Here is an 18,051-nt window from a genome sequence, read left to right as displayed (position 1 = left end):
GGGCTCAGGGGATCTTAGCTAACGCGAGGCACCCGCCCTGCGCTTGGTCCACACGTCGAACGCGACGGCAGCCAGGAGGACCGCCCCCTTGACGAGCATGACCCGCTCGCTGGGCGAGCCGATCAGGGACATGCCGTTGTTGATGACCGCCATGATCAGACCGCCGGTGATGGCGCCGACCACCTTGCCGACACCGCCCTGGACGGCCGCGCCGCCGATGAAGGCCGCGGCGATGGCGTCCAGCTCGAAGCTGTTGCCGGCGGTGGGGCCCGCCTGGTTGAGCCGGCCGGCGAAGATGATGCCGGCGATGGCCGACAGCACGCCCATGTTGACGAAGATCCAGAAGACCACCGACTTGACCTTCACGCCGGACATGACGGCCGCCTGGAGGTTGCCGCCGATGGCGTAGATCTGCCGGCCGAAGACCGTGCGGTTGGCCATCAGCGAGTAGCCGAGCACGAGCACCGCCAGCAGCACCAGCACCCACGGGAGGTTCTTGAAGCGGGCCAGCTGCACGACCAGGAAGAGGATCAGCGCGGCCCCGGCCGCCAGCTTCAGCACGAACAGCGCCATCGGCTCCACGGCCTGCCCGTAGCCGCGGCGCGCGTTGCGGGTGCGCCACTGGGAGACCGCCATGCCGGCGATGGCGACGATGCCGATCAGCAGGCTGAACAGGTCGGCGCCGCCGAGCGGGCCGAGGCCGATGTTGCCGAGGTAGCCGTTGGTGAAGCCGTTGGCCAGCGTGCGGACCTGGTCGGGGAACGGGCCGATGCCCTGGTTGCCCAGCACGGTCAGCGTCAGCGCCCTGAACAGCAGCATGCCGGCCAGCGTCACGATGAACGCCGGGATGCCGAAGTACGCGATCCAGTAGCCCTGCCAGGCTCCGATGAGCGCCCCGGCCACGAGCGTGACCAGCAGGGCCAGCGGCCAGGGCCAGCCCATGTTCACCATGAGCACGGCCGCCAGCGCTCCCGTGACCGCCACCACCGAGCCGACCGACAGGTCGATGTGCCCGGCGATGATGATCAGGATCATGCCGATCGCGAGGATCAGGACGTAGGAGTTCTGGACGATGATGTTGGAGATGTTCTGCGGCTGGAGCAGCGCCCCGTCGGTCAGCACCGAGAACAGCACGACGATCAGCGCGAACGCGATGTAGATGCCGCTGGATCGCAGGTTGAGCGACACTCCGCCGAGCGACACCCTGCCCGGCTGCCGCGGCGCTCCCCCGTCGCCCTTGGCGCCGACCTCCACGTCGGCGGGCGTGATGCTACTCATTTTTCCTGTCCCTTGGTCATCAGGTACATGAGGTGTTCCTGCGTGGCCTCCTGGCGCGGCACCTCGCCGGTGATCCGGCCCTCGGAGAGGGTGTAGATGCGGTCGCACAGACCGAGCAGCTCGGGCAGCTCGGAGGAGATCACGAGCACGGCCTTGCCCTGGTCGGCGAGGCGGTTGATGATCGTGTAGATCTCGTACTTGGCGCCGACGTCGATGCCTCTGGTGGGCTCGTCGAGGATGAGCACGTCAGGCTCGGTCAGGATCCACTTGGAGAGCACGACCTTCTGCTGGTTTCCACCGCTCAGCTTGCCGACGATGCTGTTGACGGTGGGCGCCTTGATGTTCATGCTCTTGTGGAACTGCTCGGCGACCCGGTACTCCTCGTTCTCGTTGACCCAGCCGCGCTTCGACAGCCCGGTGAGCCCGGCCGCCGAGATGTTGCGCTTGATGTCCTCGATGAGGTTGAGGCCGTACCTCTTGCGGTCCTCGGTGGCGTAGGCGATGCCGTGCTTGATCGCGTCCTGCACGTTGCGGAGCTCGATCGGCTTGCCGTCCTTGAAGACCTTGCCGGAGATGTGCACCCCGTACGTGCGCCCGAACACGCTCATCGCCAGCTCGGTGCGCCCGGCGCCCATCAGCCCCGCCAGGCCGACGATCTCCCCCCGGCGCAGCGTGAGGGCGGCGCCGTCGACCACCTTGCGGCCGGGCTGGCTGGGACTGTAGACGGTCCAGTCCTCGACGCGCAGCACCTCGTCACCGATGGTCGGCTCGTGGGGCGGGAAGCGGTTGTCGAGCGCGCGGCCGACCATGCCGGAGATGATGCGGTCCTCCGTGACGTGGCCGCTGGCCATCTCCAGGGTCTCGATCGTCTGCCCGTCGCGGATGATCGTGACGGAGTCGGCGATCGCGATGACCTCGTTCAGCTTGTGGGAGATGATCACGCAGGTGATGCCCTCGTCCCGGAGGCCGCGCAGCAGGTCGAGCAGGTGGGCCGAGTCGTCGTCGTTGAGCGCGGCGGTCGGCTCGTCGAGGATGAGCAGCCTCACCTCTTTCGAGAGCGCCTTGGCGATCTCGACGAGCTGCTGCTTGCCCACGCCGATGTCGGCGATCGGCGTCGTCGGGTTCTCACGCAGGCCGACCCGCTTCATCAGCTCGCCGGCCTCGTAGTTGGTGCGGTTCCAGTCGATGAAGCCGCGCTTGGCCCGCTCGTTGCCGAGGAAGATGTTCTCCGCGATCGACAGCTGCGGGCTGAGCGCCAGCTCCTGGTGGATGATGACGATGCCGGCGTGCTCGCTGTCGCGGATGCCGCCGAACTCGACCGTCCTGCCCTCGAAGGTGATCTCGCCGTCGTACTCGCCGTGCGGGTAGACCCCGGAAAGCACCTTCATCAGCGTCGACTTGCCGGCGCCGTTCTCGCCGCAGATGGCGTGGATCTCGCCCCGCCGGACCGACAGGTTGACGTTCTGCAGCGCCTTGACACCGGGGAACGTCTTGGTGATCCCGCTCATCCGCAAGATGTGCTCGGTCATTTTGCCCCTCGCTCAGGGAAGCCCCGGGGACCGGTGCGGTCCCCGGGGCTCGGGCCCTTACTTGAGCTGGTCCTCGGTGTAGTAGTTGCCGCCGACGATGATTTCCTTGTAGTTGCTCTTGTCCACGATCACCGGGTCGAGCAGGTACGACGGGACGACCTTGTTGCCGTTGTCGTAGTCCTTCTCGTTGTTCACCTCGGGCTTCTGGCCCTTGAGCACGGCGTCGGCCATCTTCACGGTCTGCTCGGCGAGCTTGCGGGTGTCCTTGAAGATGGTGGAGTACTGCTCATCGGCGATGATCGACTTGACCGACTGGAGCTCGGCGTCCTGACCGGTCACGATCGGGTACGGCTTGCCGTAGCCGGAGCTCTTCAGCGCCGAGAGGATGCCGATCGACAGGCCGTCGTACGGCGACAGCACGCCGTCCACCTTCTTGCCGCTGGTGTAGGTCTTGGTGAGGATGTCCTCCATGCGCTTCTGCGCCGTGGCGGGGTCCCACCGCAGGATGGCGGCCTGCTTGAAGTCGGTCTGGCCGCTCGCGACCTTGAGGGTGCCGTCGTCGATCTTCGGCTTGAGCACCGACATGGCGCCGTTCCAGAAGAACGTGGCGTTGTTGTCGTCGGGCGAGCCGCCGAACAGCTCGACGTTGAACGGGCCCTTCTTGCCGTCCTCGACGCCGAGGCCCTTGAGCAGCGAGGTCGCCTGCTGCACGCCGACCTTGAAGTTGTCGAACGTGGCGTAGTAGTCGACGTTCGGGCTGTTGCGGATCAGACGGTCATAGGCGATGACCGGGATCTTGTTGTCGGCGGCCTGCTGGAGCTGAGAGGTGATGGCGGTGCCGTCGATCGAGGCGATGATCAGGAGCTTGGCGCCCTTGGTGATCTGGTTCTCGATCTGGTTGGCCTGCGTCGGGATGTCGTTCTCCGCGTACTGGAGGTCGACCTTGTAGCCCAGCTTCTCCAGCTGCTGCTTGACGTTGTCGCCGTCGTGGATCCAGCGCTCCGACGACTTCGTGGGCATGGTGACGCCGATCAGGGCGCCCCCGTTACCCGCGGAGGCCGATGCGGAGGCCTGGGCGTCGACGGTCTTGGTGCTCGATCCGCAGGCCGTCATCGTCGCGGCGAGGGCGATGACGGACACCACGCCCCCGATTCGTCCCAACCTCATGTCATCTCCTTGCGATGGGGGTCGCGGCAGCGCTGGACGCGGCGGCTGCCGGTAGAGCGAGAGATTCGATCACAGAAAGCAACGAATCAGAACATAATTCTCGTTCGCTTCCGCCGATTGTTATCGCTAACAACCCCCATGTCAACGCCCGCGCATAACCTACCGGAAACTTTCGGGTAACTTTCATCGCAGGTCAGCGCCTTGCTCGGGCCGAAAACAGGCGCTGCAGCAAGATGAAGACGAAAAGCAACATTCCGATGAAGATCTTGGTCCACCAAGAGGACAAAGTCCCCTCGAAACTGATGATCGTCTGGATCAGGCCGAGCACAAGCACCCCGAGAACGGTGCCCAGCAGGAAGCCGCTTCCGCCGGTCAGGAGCGTGCCGCCGATGACGACCGCCGCGATGGCGTCCAGCTCCATGCCTACGGCGTGCAGCCCGTAGCCGGAGAGCATGTAGAACGACAGCAGCACGCCGCCCAGCGCCGAGCAGAACCCGCTGATCGTGTAAACGGCGATTTTCGTCCGGCCCACGGGCAGCCCCATGAGCAGCGCGGACTGCTGGCTGCCGCCGGTCGCGTACACCGCGCGGCCGAGGCGGGTGTAGTGCAGCACGTACGCCGCCACCAGCACGACCACCACGGCGACGATCACGCTCGGTGAGATCCACATGTCGGCGAACAGGTCGATCCTCGCCTGCGCGAAGGCCGTGAAGGTCGGATCGTTGATCGGGATGGAGTCCGTGCCGATCGTGTAACACAACCCCCGCGCCAGGAACATGCCCGCCAATGTCACGATGAACGGCTGGATGTCGAAGGCGTGCACGATGTACCCCATCACCAGCCCCAGCCCCGACCCGATGACCAGCACCAGCGGGATCACCAGGTACGGCGGCCACCCGGGCCCCTGCATGAGGCTGGCCGAGATCATCGTCGACAGCGCCACCACCGACCCCACCGACAGGTCGATGCCCCCGGTCAGGATCACGAACGTCATCCCGACGGCCACCACCAGCAGGAAGGCGTTGTCGATGAAGACGTTGAGTATCACCTGCCCGCTGGCGAACCCCTCGTAGCGGATCCCGCCGGCCACGAACATGGCCAGGAACAGGCACCCGGTCACGAGGACCGGCAGGTACTTGGCGGGCACGCTCGCCCGCCCGATCGTCAGCGTGCTCATGTGGTGACTCGCACCTTCTCCTCGGCCACCGGGCTGGCGGGTGCGGCGCGCCCGCGCCTGCGGAACGCCTTCTCGCGGAAGGATGGGGACTGGATGAGGCAGACCGCCGTCACGACCAGCGCCTTGAACAGCAGCGTCGTCTCCGGCGGCACGCCGATCGAGTAGATCGTCGTGGTCAGGGTCTGGATGATCAGCGCGCCCAGCACGGTGCCGCCGAGCGAGAACCGCCCGCCGGACAGCGAGGTGCCGCCGATCACGACGGCCAGGATGGCGTCCAGCTCGATCCACAGGCCGGCGTTGTTGCCGTCGGCGCTGGAGACGTTCGAGCTGATCATCAGCCCGGCCACGCCCGCGCACAGGGCGGCGAACGCGTAGACCATGATGATGATCCCGCGCGCCCTGATGCCCGCCAGCCGGCTGGCCTCGGCGTTGCCGCCGACGGACTCGATCAGCATGCCCAGCGCCAGCCGCCGGGTGAGGAACGCCGTGATGGCCAGCACGGCGATCACGATGATGATGCCGAACGGCACGGTCAGCCAGTAGCCGCCGCCGATCACCTTGTACGCCGGGCTGTTGACGGTGATGATCTGCCCGTCGGTGATGAGCTGGGCCAGGCCGCGCCCGCCCACCATGAGGATGAGCGTGGCGATGATCGGCTGGATGCCGACGGTCGCCACCAGGAACCCGTTCCAGGCCCCCAGCACCAGGCAGAGCCCGAGCGCCGCCGCCACGGCGGTGAACAGCCCGGCGTCCTCGCTGATCTGCAGGCACGCCAGCGCCCCCGAGATCGCCACCACCGAGCCCACCGACAGGTCGATGCCGCCGGTGGCGATGACCAGCGTCATCCCGAGCGAGACCAGGATCAGCGGGGCGCCGAAGCGCAGGATGTCGATCAGGCTCCCGTACAGGTGGCCTTCCCTGACCTGGATCGAGAAGAAGCTGGGCGTGAAGAACACGTTCAGCGCCAGCAGCAGCACGAGGACCACCACCGGCCAGAGCAGCCGTCTCATGAGGACCGGCCTCCGCTCGCGATCGTTTCCATGAGCACGTCCGTCGTCAGCTCGTCGTCGTTGGGCAGCTCGGCCACCAGCCGCCGGTCGCGCAGCACCTCGACCTTGTGGCTGAGCCGCAGCACCTCCTCCAGCTCGGCCGAGATGAACAGCACCGCCATGCCGCCGTCGGACAGCTCGGCCACCAGGCGCTGGATCTCGGTCTTCGCCCCGACGTCGATGCCCCGGGTGGGCTCGTCCAGGATGAGCAGGCGCGGCTCGAGGATGAGCCATCTGGCCAGCACGACCTTCTGCTGGTTGCCGCCGCTGAGGTTGCGTACGAGGTGCTCGGGGTTGGGCGGGCTGATCTTCAGGGCCTTGACGTACCTGCCGACCAGCTCGTCCTGCTGCTCGCGCGGCACCGGCCTGGTCCAGCCTCTGATGGCCTGGAGGGCGAGGATGATGTTCTCGCGCACGGTGAGGTCGGGGATGAGGCCGTCGGCCTTGCGGTTCTCGGAGCAGAACGCGATCTTGTGGTTCATGGCCGCGCGGGGCGTGCGCAACGACGCCGGGCTCCCGCCGACCGCGACCTCGCCCGTGCCCGCGTGGTCGGCGCCGAACAGCAGCCGCGCGATCTCCGTACGGCCGGAGCCGAGCAGCCCGGCCAGGCCCACCACCTCGCCCTCGTGGATCGTGAGCGAGAACGGCTCGACGGCCCCCGACCGGCCCAGCCCGCGCGCCTCGACCAGCGGCCGGTCGAAGACCTTGGCCTCGCCGTGCAACCGCTCCAGCGCGGCCAGCTCCTGGCCGATCATCTTGGCGACCAGCTCGACCTGCGGGAGCCGGTCGGTGAGGTATTCACCGACGAGCCTGCCGTTGCGCAGGATCGTCATGCGGTCCGAGATCTCGTAGATCTGGTCGAGGAAGTGGGAGACGAAGAGGATGGCGATGCCCTCCTCCTTCAGCCTCCGCATCACCCGGAACAGCTGCTCGACCTCGTCCGCGTCCAGGCTGGAGGTGGGCTCGTCCAGGATGAGCACCCGCGCGTCGATGTCGATCGCCCGCGCGATGGCCACCATCTGCTGGACGGCCAGCGAGTACGCCGACAGCGGCGCCGACACGTCCACGCTCAGCTCCAGCCGCGACAGCAGCTCGGCGGCCCTGGCGCGCATCCGTTTCCAGTTGATGCGGCCCCTTCTGCGGGGCTCGCGGCCGATGAAGATGTTCTCGGCCACCGAGAGGTTCGTGCAGAGGTTGACCTCCTGGTAGACCGTGCTGATGCCGGCCTGCTGCGCCTCCAGGGGGCTGCCGAACGCGACGGGCGCGCCGCCCAGCTCGATCGTGCCCGCGTCGGCGGGATGGACGCCGGTGAGCACCTTGATCAGGGTGGACTTGCCCGCGCCGTTCTCTCCCATGAGCGCGTGCACCTCGCCGGGCAGCAGCCGCAGGTCGACGCCGTCCAGGGCCTTCACGCCAGGGAACTGCTTGCCGATCCCGCTCATCGTCAGGACCGGCGCGGGTGTGACCATGTCTCTCCTCATATGGCTGGGAACCGCCGCCTGACCTCGTCACTACGCCTTCCTGACGCCCCGGTCCAGAGCCCTCGGGCGTTCGGGAGGACGGTCGCGCCCCCGCTGGTGGGGGCGGCCCTCGGCCGGAGTGCGGAGGCGCGACCGGACGGCGGGTCAGTACTGGCGGGAGGACAGGACCTGCTTGGCCTGCTCCTGCGTGAACGTGGTCTCCTCGGTCACCACGCGGGCCGGCACCTGCTCGTTCTTGACGACCTTCTTGGCCAGGTCCATGAGCTGCGGGCCGAGCAGCGGCGAGCACTCGACGATGAAGTTGATCTTCCCGTCGGCGAGCGCCTGCATGCCGTCCTTGACGGCGTCCACGGTGATGATCTTGATGTCCTTGCCGGGCACCTTGCCGGCGCCCTCGATGGCCTCGATCGCGCCCAGGCCCATGTCGTCATTGTGGGCGTACAGCACGTCGATGTCCGGGTTCGACTTCAGGAAGGCCTCCATGACCTCCTTGCCCTTGGCCCTGGTGAAGTCGCCGGTCTGCGAGGCGATGATCCTGAACTTGGGGTCGGCCCCGATGACCTCCTGGAAGCCGGCCTTGCGGTCGTTGGCCGGCGCCGAGCCCGTCGTGCCCTGCAGCTCGACGATGCTCACCGGGTCCTTGCCGTCCTTGTACTCGTTCACCAGCCACTGGCCGGCCTTCTTGCCCTCCTCGACGAAGTCCGAGCCGAGGAAGGTCTTGTAGAGGGTCGTGTCCTTGGAGTCCACGGCGCGGTCGGTCAGGATGACCGGGATCTTCGCGTCCTTGGCCTCCTTGAGCACCGTGTCCCAGCCCGACTCCACCACCGGCGAGAAGGCGATGATGTCCACCTTCTGCTGGATGTAGGAGCGGATGGCCTTGATCTGGTTCTCCTGCTTCTGCTGGGCGTCGGAGAACTTGAGCGTGATGCCCGCGGTCTTGGCCGAGTCCTGCACGGACTTGGTGTTCGCGGTGCGCCAGCCGCTCTCCGCGCCGACCTGGGAGAAGCCCATGGTGATCGAGTCGCCGCCACCGCCACCGCCGCCACCGCATGCGGTCACCGACATCGCGGTCAGACCGGCGATGACCAGAGCTGAGATCCTCTTGAACACGTGGGGGGTCCCTTCTGATGTTCGCGCTAACATCCCAGAGCGGGATGTGGGCGCCTTCCTGTCTTCCGGTCCGGCCTACGCACCAGCCACGCTGGTCCCCGAGGGCGTCGCCGACGCCTGTTTTCGATCGGCCGATGATGCCGACGAGCGTCTTGGAGTGCTTGATGAGCTCGCCCCGACTGTGAACGTTAACAACGGGTCTCGTCAAGGGCCCGCCTGATTACGGTCGGGTCACACGGAGTGGGCCTTGACGAGGGTCGGGGGCAGTCCTTAACTTGTCGCGAATCGCCGTTGTTAACGCTCACTCGATTTGTTAACGCTAACAACCTTGAGGAGCCCCCCACTCATGAAGCGAATCGCCTTATCCGCCCTGCTCCTGGCGGCCTCGCTGGTGGCGCCGCCACCGGCGACCGCGGCGGCCGGGCCCATCCCTGACGGCGCCGTCGTCGACCAGTTCGACGGCGCCACGCTCGGCGAGGACTGGACGGTGCTGTCGCCGGACAGCTCCCGCTGGTCGCTGTCGGACGACGCGCTGCGCGTGGAGAGCCTGACCGGCGACACCTACCAGGGCACCAACACCGCCAGGAACCTCTTCCTCGTGGACGTCCCCGCCGGCGACTTCGAGGTGGTCACCAAGCTGAGCGCCCCTGTCTCGCTGGACTACCAGAGCGCGGGCCTGCTGGCCTGGCAGGACTGGGACAACTACGTACGCGCCGGGCTCGCCCACGTCGGGTCCGCGGGCGGGCCGGTGATCGAGACGGACACCGAGGTCGGAGCCGCGTTCAACGCGAGCTTCGCGGCGCGGCCCGGCTCCACCGGCGAGATCGTCAAGCTGGCCAGGACCGGGGACGAGTTCGTCTCGTCGTACTGGGACGGCTCGGCCTGGGCGCAGGCGGCCAGGGTGAGCGCGAAGCTGGACGTCAGGCAGGTCGGCCTGTTCGCGCTGTCGGCGCAGAACGGCACGTCGATGACCGCGGTGTTCGACTACATCGCGATCAAGGCGAGCGAGGGCAGGCCGGTGGTGCCGTCCGGGCCGTTCACGCTGCGCGCCGCCGCGCTGCCGTACCTTTCGGCGGATCCGTCGGGAGTGGTGCGGGCGTCGGCGAAGGCGGGCATGACCAGCCTGGCCCTCACGGCCACGGCCGGCTCCGACGGTGTGACGCTGAAGGACGCGGCGACCGGTGAGCACCTGCGGGTCGCCGCCGGGAAGGTGCGGCTGGGCGGGACCCCGTCGGTCTTCCGGCTCAAGGACGCGGGCGGCGGCAAGGTCGTCCTCTCCTCGGACGGCCAGAACGTCTCCATCTCCGGCGGCGCCCTGGTCACGGGAACGGCGACCACGAAGTTCCGGGTCGAGGGCTACAGCTCGGGCAAGCTGACCGTGGACACCGAGGCCAAGGGCACCAAGGTCAGCCCCGACCTCTACGGGGTCTTCTACGAGGACATCAACCACGCCGCCGACGGCGGGCTCTACGCCGAGCTGGTGCAGAACCGCTCGTTCGAGTTCAACAGCGTGGACGAGCGCTCCTACACGGGCCTGACCGCGTGGTCCAAGACCGAGCGCGGCGCCACCGCCGGGCTCACCATCGCCACCGACCGGCCCTTGAACGCCGGCAACCGCAACTACCTGCGGCTCGACGTGACCGGTGACGGCAACGCGGGAGCGAGCAACGCCGGGTTCAACCGCGGCATCCCGGTGCGGAGCGGCAAGCGGTACGACGTGTCGCTCTGGGCCAGGCGCGACACGGCGGGGCCGCTGACGGTCTCAGTGGAGAGTGGCACTGGGGAGAGCGGCTCCACCGTCCACGGCACGGTCACGCTGCCGGTGCGGGCCGGCGACTGGGCGAAGTACACCGCGTCGTTCACGGCCTCGGGGACGACGGACGCGGGCCGGCTGGTGGTGCTGGCGCCGGGCGGCCGGACCGACCTGGACATGGTGTCGCTGTTCCCTCGGGACACGTTCAAGGGGCACGGCATGCGCACGGACCTGGCCAGGATGATCGCCGACCTGAAGCCCCGGTTCCTGCGCTTCCCCGGCGGGTGCGTGACGAACGTCGGCACGTACGACCCGTACTCGGACAATCAGGACCGGCGGCGGATCTACCAGTGGAAGGAGACGATCGGACCGGTCGAGGAGCGGCCGACCAACTTCAACTTCTGGGGCTACAACCAGTCCTACGGCATCGGCTTCTACGAGTACTTCCAGTTCGCCGAGGACATCGGGGCGCGGGCGCTGCCGGTGCTGTCGGTGGGCGTGAACGGGTGCGGCGAGAACCGGCCGCTGACCGACGAGGCCAAGCTGGCCCGGTGGGTGCAGGACACGCTCGACCTGATCGAGTTCGCCAACGGGCCGGTCAGCTCGGAGTGGGGGAGGAAGCGCGCCCAGCTCGGGCATCCGAGACCGTTCGGGCTGGAGTACATCGGGCTCGGGAACGAGGAGATCTATCCCGAGTTCTTCGCGAACTACCCGAAGTTCGCGGACGCCATCAAGGCGAAGTATCCGAACATCAAGATCATCAGCAACTCCGGGCAGACGTCGCAGGGCGCCTGGTTCGACCGGATGTGGCAGTTCGCCCGCGACCAGAAGGCGGACCTCGTCGACGAGCACTACTACAACAGCCCCGAGTGGTTCCTGACCAACAACCACCGTTACGACACCTATGACCGCACCGGGCCGAAGGTGTTCGTGGGCGAGTACGCCTCGCGGGGCAACACGCTCGGCAACGCGCTGGCGGAGGCGTCGTACATGACGGGCCTGGAGCGCAACTCCGACGTCGTGCGGCTGGCCTCGTACGCGCCGCTGCTGGCCAACGTCGACTACGTGGACTGGACGCCGGACCTCATCTGGTTCGACAACGACCAGGTCTACGGCTCGCCGAACTACTACGTGCAGCGGCTGTTCTCCACCAACGCCGGCGACCGGGTGCTGCCCAGTTCCTTCACCGGCGAGGGCAGGACGGTCGAGGACATCGGCGGCGCGGTGGGGCTCGGCGCGTGGAACACCGCCGTCCGCTACGACGACGTGAAGGTCACCGCGGCCGACGGGACCGTGCTGCTGTCGGACGACTTCTCGGCCGGGGCCGGCAAGTGGACCCCCGGCCTGGGCACCTGGGCCGTGCAGGACGGCGCCTACGCGCAGACCGCCCAGGTGACGGACGCCAGGTCCACGGCGGGCTCGCCCGGCTGGTCGAACTACACGATGGAGGTCACCGCCCGGAAGACCGCCGGCGGCGAGGGTTTCCTGATCATGTTCGGGGTCAAGGACACCGGCAACTTCTACTGGTGGAACCTCGGCGGCTGGGGCAACACTCAGTCCGCCGTCGAGAAGGCCACCAACGGCGCGAAGTCCTCGATCGCCACCTCCGCCACCACGATCGAGACCGGCCGCGACTACCGGATCAAGGTCCAGGTGAGCGGGCGGCGGATCACGACCTGGCTGGACGGGCAGAAGGTCTCCGACTTCGTGGACGACGCCGTCGTGGAGCCGCTTTACCAGGTGGTGTCCAGGGACGGGAAGTCCGTGACGCTCAAGGTCGTCAACGCGCAGGACACCTCCGTGCGCAGCAGCGTGGACCTGGGCCCGGCGCGGTTCCGGCCGGTCGCCACGGTGACCACGATGACGGGCTCGCCGTCCGACGCGAACTCGCTGTCCGAGCCGGAGCGGGTCGTGCCGGTGGAGCGTCAGGTGCGCGGCTTCTCCTCGGCCTTCACCTACGACTTCCCTGCGCACTCCGTGACGTTCGTGCGGCTGACCGGGCGATGACGGCGCGGGCGGGGCCTCCGGGCGAACCACTGCCTGGAGGCCCCGCCCGGCGGCTACGGGACGACCCGGTAGTGCGTGGTCATCCGGCCCGCGTCGTCGAGCACGTGGAACGCGATCGCCGGCGGGAGGTCGTAGTCCGCGCAGTTGGCGAACGTCGTGCCGCCCTCCCACGGCAGCTTCAGCGTGGACACGACGCCGGGGGCGACCAGCAGCGGCCGGCCGGCGAACGTGGTGGCCGCGCCCGTGTGGGCGTGGCCGACGAGCACGGCGGGCACGTTCGGGTGCCGGCCGAGCAGCTCTTCCAGGGGCTCGTGCCGGTGCAGCCGGATGCCGTCCACCACCGGGCTGTGCAGGAGGGCGGGCGGGTGGTGGAAGGCCACGAACACCGGCAGGTCCGCCCCCGCGAGCACGTCGTCCAGCCAGGCGAGCGTCTCGTCGTCCAGATGGCCGGAGTTCTCGCCGGGGATGGAGGAGTCGCACATGGCGTAGACGGCCCGCTCCGTGCGCAGGACCTGGTTGATCGGGCCCGCGCCGCCGCCCTGGTCGCCGAGCAGGACGCGGCGGAACTGCTCCCGCACGTCGTGGTTGCCCGGCCCGACCAGCACGGGATGGCGTGCGGAGAGCAGCTTGCGCGCCTCCTCGTACTCCTCGGGGAGCCCGTGGTCGGCGATGTCGCCGGTGACGAGCACGGCGTCGAGGTCGGCGGGGAGCGCGTCGAGGTAGCGCATGACGGAGGTGGCGCGGCCGACGCTCTGGGGCGTCGCGCCGATGTGGATGTCGCTCAGGTGGGCGATCACGATCATGTGACGTCGTCCTTCCGGATTCTGCCTGCGCCCCCACCGTAGCCCTGGCCCGGGTGCTCGCCGGAACCGGACGGCGGCCCCGTCCGTTGTCCAGGTGAGCACACGAACGGCGAAGGAGGGACATGGGCTGGCACTACCGGAAGACCATCAAGGTGGGCCCGTTCCGGATCAACCTGTCACGGCACGGCGTCGGCCACAGTTTCGGCAACCGCCGCTTCCACGTCACGACCACTCCTGACGGCCGTCGCCACGTCTCCGTGCACCTGCCCGGCGGCTTCCACCTCGGCAAGTCGTTCGGCGGCCGTCGTCACTCCGGACATCACTGACCCAAGGCGGTCGTCCGACCGCTCGACATAGACGGGCCGGAGGCTGGAAAGCCTCCGGCCCGTCCCCTTTCCCAACGCCCGCCTTGCGATCAGAGTGGGCGGATGAGCGGTCACATGAGTCCGGAGGAATTCCGCCGCCACGGCAGACAGGTCGTCGACTGGATCGCGGACTATCTCGCCGGCGTCGAGTCCTATCCCGTGATGTCCCAGGTGAAGCCGGGTGACATCCGCCGCGCGCTGCCGTCCGCGGCGCCCGAGCGGGGCGAGCCGTTCGAGGCCGTGCTGGCGGACCTGGAGCGGATCCTGCTGCCCGGCATCACGCACTGGCAGCATCCCGGGTTCTTCGCCTACTTCCCCTCCAACGCCAGCGGCCCGGCCGTCCTGGGCGAGCTGCTGTCCGCGGGGCTCGGCGTGCAGGGCATGCTCTGGGTGACCAGCCCGGCGTGCACGGAGCTGGAGACGGTGGTGGTCGACTGGCTGGCCGGGCTGCTCGGCTTGCCGGAACATTTCCGTACGGACCGGGCGGGCGGCGGCGTCATCCAGGACTCGGCGTCGAGCGCGTGCCTGGTCGCCCTGCTGGCCGCGCTGCACCGGGCGAGCGGCGGCCGGGTCACCTCCGACGGCGTCACCCGGAGGTACACGATCTACGTGTCGTCCCAGACGCACTCGTCGCTGGAGCGGGCGGCGCGGATCACGGGGCTGGGGGCGGCGGGCGTACGAGTGGTGGACGCCGATCCTCGCACGCTGGCCATGGACCCCGGCCACCTGCGTGCCCTGCTGGACGAGGACGAGGCGGACGGCGCCGTGCCGGCCATGGTGTGCGCCACCGTCGGCACCACCTCCACCACGGCCGTCGACCCGGTGCCCGCGATCGGCGAGGTGTGCCGCGAGCGCGGGATCTGGCTGCACGTGGACGCGGCCTACGCGGGGGTCGCGGCGGTCTGTCCCGAGCTCCGGTGGCTCAACGAGGGGGTGGCCGAGTACGCCGACTCCTACTCCACGAACCCGCACAAATGGCTGCTGACCAACTTCGACTGCACCGTGCTCTGGACGGCCGACCGCGCCCCGCTGCTGGACGCGCTGTCGGTCATGCCCGAGTTCCTCAGGAACCCGGCCACCTCGACCGGCTCCGTCGTCGACTACCGGGACTGGCAGGTGCCGCTGGGCAGGCGGTTCAGGGCGCTGAAGCTGTGGTCGGTGATCCGCTGGTACGGGGCCGAGGGGCTGCGCGCGCACATCCGCAAGGGCGTGGCGCTGGCGCAGGAGCTGGCGTCGTGGATCTCCGCGGAGCCCGGCTTCGAGGTGCACGAGCCGCACCCGCTCGGGCTCGTGTGCTTCCGCCCGGTGTGGCCGGGGCTGGCGGCGGACGAGGCGGACCGGGCCACGATGCGGCTGCTGGAGCTGCTCAACGCCAGCGGGTCCGTCTACATGACGCACACCAGGATCGGTGACCGGGTGGTGCTGCGGATGGCCATCGGCGGCGTCGCGACCGAGCGGCGGCACGTGGAGCAGGCGTGGGAGCACATCCGGTGGGAGCACGCGGCCCTGTCGGCCACCCTCCCCTGACGGCTCAGACCCGGCTCGGGCCCGGTTCAGGCACGGGGCTCAGGCGCGGTAGCGCTCCACGAGCTCGGACCCGATCCTGGCCAGGTGGGCCCTGACCTCCGCCGGTTCCACGACCTCCATCATCGCCCCCCATCCGGCCAGCTGCTCGGCGATCGTCAACGCCATCGGCGCGGCCACCCGCACCCTGGCCCGCCCGTCCTCCTCGACGCGTTCGACCTCGCAGTGGCGCCCGAACTGGTGGCGCAGCACCGGCAGGAACCGCTCGGCGATGAGCACGGTCGCGGACAGCAGCGAGCGCCGCCGCTCCATCTCGTCCACGACCCTCCCCCACGCCTCCGACAGCACGAACCCCTCCGGCCGCTCGAACGTCAGCTCCGTCACCTCGGCCTCGACGATCCGGTCCGCCCGGAACGTGCGCTGCCCGGCCTCGGTGCCGGCGATCAGGTACCAGACGTCGTCCTTGTCCACCAGGCCCCAGGGCTCGACGAGCCGGTGCGTACGCTCGCCGGAGCGGCCCTCGTACCCGAGCCTGACCTTGCGGCGGCGGACGGTGGCGCTCTGCAGGACCCGTACCAGCTCGGGGCGGTCGGGGTCGCGCTCGCCCCAGCCGGTGGGGTCGATCACCACGGCTTCCGCGGCCGCCTCGGCGTCGTCCCTGAACGTCTGGGGCAGGGCCCGCACCAGCTTGCGCAGCGCGGACTTGACCTCGGGCGTGGCGGCCGCGGCCGGGCCGGCCAGCAGGAACAGCGCCTCGGCCTCGTTCGCGGTGAGCCCGCTGAGGTCGGTCCTGGCGCCGCCCAGCAGCGACCAGCCGCCGCCGCGCCCGGCCTGCGGATAGACCGGCACGCCGGCGGCGGACAGCGCTTCGAGGTCGCGGCGCGCGGTGGCCACGGAAACTTCCAGCTCCGCGGCCAGCTCGGCCGCGGTCACCCGGCCGCGGGACTGCATGAGCAGCAGGACGGCCACAAGTCGATCGGCTCGCATGGCAGGAAATTCTCCTCGGAAAAGTGCTCATTGGATGAGCACTTTGACCGGAAGAATCGTAGACATCACCCGGAAGGAAGGACCACACATGCTCCGCGGATTCGCCACCATCAGCTTCCACGCCGCCGACCTCGAAGCGGCCAAGGCCTGGTACACCGAGCTGCTCGGCCTGGAGCCGTACTACCAGGTGCCGGGCTACATCGAGTTCCGCGTCGGCGACTACCAGCACGAGCTGGGCATCATCGACGCCCGCTACGCCCCGGCGGGCGCGACCGACGGGCCCACCGGGTCGATCACGTACTGGCACGTGGACGACCTGCGGGCCGCCCTCGACCGGCTGTTCGCCCTGGGGGCCAAGGAGCACCAGCCGATCAGGCAGCACGGCGAGGGGTTCGTCACCGCGTCCGTGGTCGACCCGTTCGGCAACGTGCTCGGCGTCATGTTCAACCAGCACTACCTGGACGTGCTCGCCAAGTGACGGGGGCGTTCAGGATTGGTCGGCGAAGCAGCCGCCTCCGCTTAGTTTCAGCCTCTTTTCACGGGGACGGCGGCAACGGCCCAGGTCGGCGCGCAGGGGGGTGACCGGATCTTGCGGCACCCGGGCAAGCGCTCGTTACAATCGCCCAGCCGAGAAGGAGAAGCTGTGCGAACTGTGCGTGTGACCGTGGCACTGGCCGCGCTGGCGGGTTCCCTGGTCCTGCCGCCAGGCTTGGCGAGCGCGGACACGGCATCCGGCGCCCTCGCCAAGGTGCACACCGCCGGACGTGTCAAGGCCGACGGGGACTCCCTGCGATACAGCTGGCCCGGCGTCTACTTCGAGGGCCGCTTCCGCGGCACCGGCGTCGGGATCGTCCTCGACGACGCCGACAACGACTACGACGTCGAGGTCGACGGCGCGACCGTCGCCACCCTGGTGACGCCGGGCCGGACGACGTACCGGGTCAACGGCCTGACCAGCGGCGTGCACCGCGTACGGCTCGTCAAACGCACGGAGAGCCCGTGGGCCACGAGCGCCTTCGGCGGGTTCGTCGCCGCCCCCGGCGGCGCGATCCTCGGCAGGCCCGCCGCGCGCCACCGGCAGATCGAGTTCATCGGCGACTCCTACACCGTCGGCTACGGCAACCTGTCCGGCTCGCGCGACTGCACCGGCGGCGAAGTCGCCCGGACCACCGACGCCGACCTCAGCTTCGGCGCCCTCACCGCCCGCCGCCTGAACGCCGACTACCAGATCAACGCCTTCTCCGGTCGCGGCATGGTGCGCAACTACAGCGGCAGCGACCCCGGGACCGACTTCCGCACCTACTACGACCGGGCCCTGCTGAACGTCGACGGCGACGTCTGGCGGAACCCGGGCACCTGGCACCCGCAACTGGTCGTGGTCGGCCTGGGCATCAACGACTTCTCCACCGCGATCAACCCGGGCGAGCCGTGGACGCCGGAGACGTTGGTGGCCGCCTACCGCACCGCCTACCAGGGCTTCCTCGACAAGCTCCGGGCCCGGTACGGTCCCCGCACGATCATCGTGGTCAGTGCCACCAACATGTCCAACACCACCGTGTTCGCCGAGACCGCGCAGCAGATCGTCCAGGAGCGCAACAGCAGGGGCGACGACCGGATCCGTTACTGGTACTACAGCGAGTCCGGCCTGGACTACCTCGGCTGCCACTGGCACCCGTCCGTCCACGACCACCGGATCATCGCCGACCGGCTCGGCGAGTTCGTCGCCACCCTCCCCCTGCGCTGGTAGCCGACGGTCACCTCGGCCTCGGCGGTGTCGTGCCCGCCCTGCCGTAGGGCGAGCGGAACAGGCGCGAAGGCCCG

14 protein-coding genes are annotated in these 18,051 nt (G+C 68.9%); 5 read left to right on the top strand and 9 right to left on the bottom strand.

Annotated elements, in window-relative coordinates:
- Nucleotides 1-18: 18 nt before the first annotated feature.
- The 7 genes from mmsB to ACIBQ1_RS32305 form a co-directional block, all read right to left on the bottom strand.
- The gene (mmsB, locus tag ACIBQ1_RS32335; RefSeq protein WP_397283076.1) at nt 19-1,278 is read right to left on the bottom strand and encodes a multiple monosaccharide ABC transporter permease; all 1,260 of its coding nucleotides are present in this window, start codon (nt 1,276-1,278) and stop codon (nt 19-21) included.
- On the bottom strand, nt 1,275-2,807 hold the full coding sequence (mmsA, locus tag ACIBQ1_RS32330; RefSeq protein WP_397283075.1) for a multiple monosaccharide ABC transporter ATP-binding protein: 1,533 nt from the start codon (nt 2,805-2,807) through the stop codon (nt 1,275-1,277). The genes mmsB and mmsA overlap by 4 nt, the downstream gene beginning before the upstream one ends.
- 57 nt (nt 2,808-2,864) lie before the next feature.
- On the bottom strand, nt 2,865-3,974 hold the full coding sequence (gene chvE, locus ACIBQ1_RS32325; RefSeq protein WP_397283074.1) for a multiple monosaccharide ABC transporter substrate-binding protein: 1,110 nt from the start codon (nt 3,972-3,974) through the stop codon (nt 2,865-2,867).
- A 193-nt stretch (nt 3,975-4,167) separates the two neighbouring features.
- Entirely contained in the window at nt 4,168-5,151 is a 984-nt protein-coding gene (yjfF, locus tag ACIBQ1_RS32320) for a galactofuranose ABC transporter, permease protein YjfF (protein ID WP_397283073.1), read from the bottom strand.
- Nucleotides 5,148-6,161: an ABC transporter permease gene (locus ACIBQ1_RS32315; RefSeq protein WP_397283072.1), complete on the bottom strand. Its 1,014-nt coding sequence runs from the start codon at nt 6,159-6,161 to the stop codon at nt 5,148-5,150. Before ACIBQ1_RS32315 ends, yjfF begins: the two co-directional genes overlap by 4 nt.
- Nucleotides 6,158-7,669, bottom strand: a complete 1,512-nt coding sequence (locus ACIBQ1_RS32310; protein ID WP_397283071.1) for a sugar ABC transporter ATP-binding protein — start codon at nt 7,667-7,669, stop codon at nt 6,158-6,160. Before ACIBQ1_RS32310 ends, ACIBQ1_RS32315 begins: the two co-directional genes overlap by 4 nt.
- A gap of 156 nt (nt 7,670-7,825) precedes the next feature.
- On the bottom strand, nt 7,826-8,791 hold the full coding sequence (locus ACIBQ1_RS32305; protein ID WP_397283070.1) for an ABC transporter substrate-binding protein: 966 nt from the start codon (nt 8,789-8,791) through the stop codon (nt 7,826-7,828).
- Between the two features lie 346 nt (nt 8,792-9,137).
- On the opposite strand from ACIBQ1_RS32305, the gene ACIBQ1_RS32300 reads away from it, so the two are divergent.
- Entirely contained in the window at nt 9,138-12,551 is a 3,414-nt protein-coding gene (locus ACIBQ1_RS32300) for an alpha-L-arabinofuranosidase C-terminal domain-containing protein (protein WP_397283069.1), read from the top strand.
- A gap of 53 nt (nt 12,552-12,604) precedes the next feature.
- Here ACIBQ1_RS32300 and ACIBQ1_RS32295 read toward each other — a convergent pair whose 3' ends face one another.
- The gene (locus ACIBQ1_RS32295) at nt 12,605-13,354 is read right to left on the bottom strand and encodes a metallophosphoesterase (RefSeq protein WP_397283068.1); all 750 of its coding nucleotides are present in this window, start codon (nt 13,352-13,354) and stop codon (nt 12,605-12,607) included.
- 122 nt (nt 13,355-13,476) lie between these two features.
- Between ACIBQ1_RS32295 and ACIBQ1_RS32290 the strand changes: the two genes are divergently transcribed.
- Together ACIBQ1_RS32290 and ACIBQ1_RS32285 are read left to right on the top strand one after the other, a co-directional pair.
- A complete protein-coding gene (locus tag ACIBQ1_RS32290) occupies nt 13,477-13,680 on the top strand; it encodes a DUF4236 domain-containing protein (protein WP_397283067.1) in 204 nt (67 codons plus the stop codon).
- A gap of 114 nt (nt 13,681-13,794) precedes the next feature.
- Complete coding sequence (locus ACIBQ1_RS32285) at nt 13,795-15,246, top strand: aminotransferase class I/II-fold pyridoxal phosphate-dependent enzyme (protein ID WP_397283066.1); 1,452 nt, start codon at nt 13,795-13,797, stop codon at nt 15,244-15,246.
- A 39-nt stretch (nt 15,247-15,285) separates the two neighbouring features.
- Here ACIBQ1_RS32285 and ACIBQ1_RS32280 read toward each other — a convergent pair whose 3' ends face one another.
- Nucleotides 15,286-16,230 (bottom strand): helix-turn-helix transcriptional regulator, encoded by a 945-nt coding sequence (locus ACIBQ1_RS32280; protein ID WP_397283065.1) that lies wholly within the window; start codon nt 16,228-16,230, stop codon nt 15,286-15,288.
- An 88-nt stretch (nt 16,231-16,318) separates the two neighbouring features.
- Between ACIBQ1_RS32280 and ACIBQ1_RS32275 the strand changes: the two genes are divergently transcribed.
- The gene (locus tag ACIBQ1_RS32275; RefSeq protein WP_397283064.1) at nt 16,319-16,708 is read left to right on the top strand and encodes a VOC family protein; all 390 of its coding nucleotides are present in this window, start codon (nt 16,319-16,321) and stop codon (nt 16,706-16,708) included.
- A 165-nt stretch (nt 16,709-16,873) separates the two neighbouring features.
- Nucleotides 16,874-17,977 (top strand): SGNH/GDSL hydrolase family protein, encoded by a 1,104-nt coding sequence (locus ACIBQ1_RS32270; protein ID WP_397283063.1) that lies wholly within the window; start codon nt 16,874-16,876, stop codon nt 17,975-17,977.
- Nucleotides 17,978-18,051 lie beyond the last annotated feature (74 nt).

The sequence above is a fragment of the Nonomuraea sp. NPDC050153 genome, assembly GCF_044460125.1.
Lineage (GTDB): Bacteria > Actinomycetota > Actinomycetes > Streptosporangiales > Streptosporangiaceae > Nonomuraea.
The sequence above is the reverse complement of the archived record's forward strand: the minus strand, read 5'-3'. Positions and strand labels throughout refer to the sequence as shown.